The following is a 1,846-nucleotide window of genomic DNA, read 5'->3' as shown; positions in this document are numbered from 1 at the left end:
TGTATAAGAGACAGGGTCAAGGTGGTGATCCGCGATGGCCAGACGCGTATGGACCGGGCTCGTCAGCTTCGGACTTGCCTCCCCAGCGGTCGCCCTCTACACCCGAGGGTGCGGGCGGTGGACCGAACTCGGGCTGGGGCTGTCAGTGCCGGGGCCAACTGCCCCCTCTGGAACTACGCGCGCGGCGAAAGATCACACCCCGCGGCCGCTTCCGGCCGACAGTGGTGAGCATGCTGAGCCGTGTAGCCGTTCTGTCCGACATCCACGGAGTCCTGCCTGCCCTGGAAGCAGTACTCGCCGAACCAGACCTCGGCACCGCCGATCGCATCGTGCTGACCGGCGACATCACCGCCGGCCCGCAACCCACCCAGGTCCTCGACCTGCTGACCAGCCTCGGCGACCGCGTCGTGTGGATCAGCGGCAACGCCGACCGCGAACTCCTCGAGTACCGCCGGGGACAACGCGAAACGATCCCCGACCCGATCGCCCCCTGGGCAGCCGAGCAACTCCGCGAGGACCATCTCGACCTTCTCAACTCGCTTCCACGATCACTCTCCCTGACTGTGAAGGGCCTGGGAAAGGTGCTGTTCTGCCACGCCACCCCCCGCGACGACGAGGAGGTCGTCCTGGTCGACTCCCGCCTCGACCGCTGGGAGGAGGTCTTCGAGGGACTCGATGCCGATATCCGCACCGTGGTCTGCGGCCACACCCACATGCCGTTCGTCCGCCTCGCCCACAGCCGTCTCGTGATCAACCCCGGCAGCGTCGGTATGCCCTACGGACGGGCTGGAGCGCACTGGGCCCTCCTGGGCCCGGGCATCGAGCTTCGCACCACGCACTTCGACCTCCATGCCGCAGCCACCCGGCTCAGCCGGGACTCGTCCTACCCCGACATCACCGCATGGGCCGACGGCCGACTACTTCCTGCACGCCCGCGCGAGCGACGTCGAAGCCCTCACAGCCTTCGCACCCCGCGACGGACGCGACCACAGCCCGTGACCCGCTCCCGGCCGCGACAGGGCGCAGCCGAACACCGGCCACCCGATCCGCGACGCCTGCGAGCCGACGGTGCGACACGGCAGGCCAAGGACTGGGAATGGGGCGCGGTCGTCCCTCGCTCAGCAGGTGGTCGAGGCCGTGACCGGCGGCAGCCACCCGGACGCGGCACGCCGGGCCGGTCACCACCCGGCAGGCCTCCGGGAAGAGGCAAACCACCAGCCCGGCAAGCCGCCAACAGAGCGCCCGGCGTCCGCACAATGCCTGCGGATCGAGTCTGAAATCAGCGCGCGGAAGCGGCTTGCTCCAGCTGGGAGGTGATTCCCTGCCGGTCGATCTGGATCCAGTACTCGACGATCAGGCCGTCCTCAACGCGGTAGACCGCACTGGTCATCGCTATGAGCTGCGCACCGGTCGGCTGGTAGTGGTCGACCGATCCGACATGTCGTCCGACTTGGGTCCAGCGGGCATAGACGCGGTCGCCTTCGGCGATGAGCTCGTCCACCGTCAGCGTGAAGGCGCCGTATGCGTCGAGCATCTCCTGGACGTGCTCGGCGTACTGCTGCGGTGTCCGCTCCACGACCGCTGGTGCCTCCGAGACGATCTGGTGGGCTCGGACCCGGCCGGCCATGAAGCGACCGGCCCGGTCAGGGTGCAGCCCTGATCGCACCTGCAGGAGAAACTCGCGGACTGTGTCCTTGGCGTTGGTCATCAGCAAAGTCTGGCATTCCGTTCGTGCCGCGTGAGCCTCGGGGCGTTCGGGGAGGTGGCCGCGTTCGCAGCGGGCTCCGGCGCGGACCGGGTCACTCCTCATGCCCCTTACACCAATCCACCGGAGGGGACGGGTCCA

Annotated in this window: 1 protein-coding gene and 1 pseudogene; one reads left to right on the top strand and one right to left on the bottom strand. The window is 68.6% G+C overall.

What is annotated here, in order from left to right; translation table 11 throughout:
• The first annotated feature begins 230 nt into the window (after positions 1-230).
• Positions 231-999 (top strand): annotated as a pseudogene (locus VR44_RS42495) (metallophosphoesterase family protein).
• Positions 1,000-1,279: 280 nt separating this feature from the next.
• Here VR44_RS42495 and VR44_RS11590 read toward each other — a convergent pair.
• Positions 1,280-1,708 carry an ester cyclase gene (locus VR44_RS11590; RefSeq protein WP_045947357.1) on the bottom strand — a complete coding sequence of 143 codons (429 nt, stop codon included), beginning with the start codon at positions 1,706-1,708 and terminating at the stop codon, positions 1,280-1,282.
• Positions 1,709-1,846: the final 138 nt, after the last annotated feature.

The organism is Streptomyces katrae (assembly GCF_000966975.1).
Lineage (GTDB): Bacteria > Actinomycetota > Actinomycetes > Streptomycetales > Streptomycetaceae > Streptomyces > Streptomyces katrae.
This window is presented reverse-complemented; position numbering and strand designations above follow the sequence as displayed.

Bases quoted from the DNA above. Each gene is read 5' to 3' on its own strand.
- VR44_RS11590 (WP_045947357.1), bottom strand. From the start codon at position 1,708: ATGACCAACGCCAAGGACACAGTCCGCGAGTTTCTCCTGCAGGTGCGA.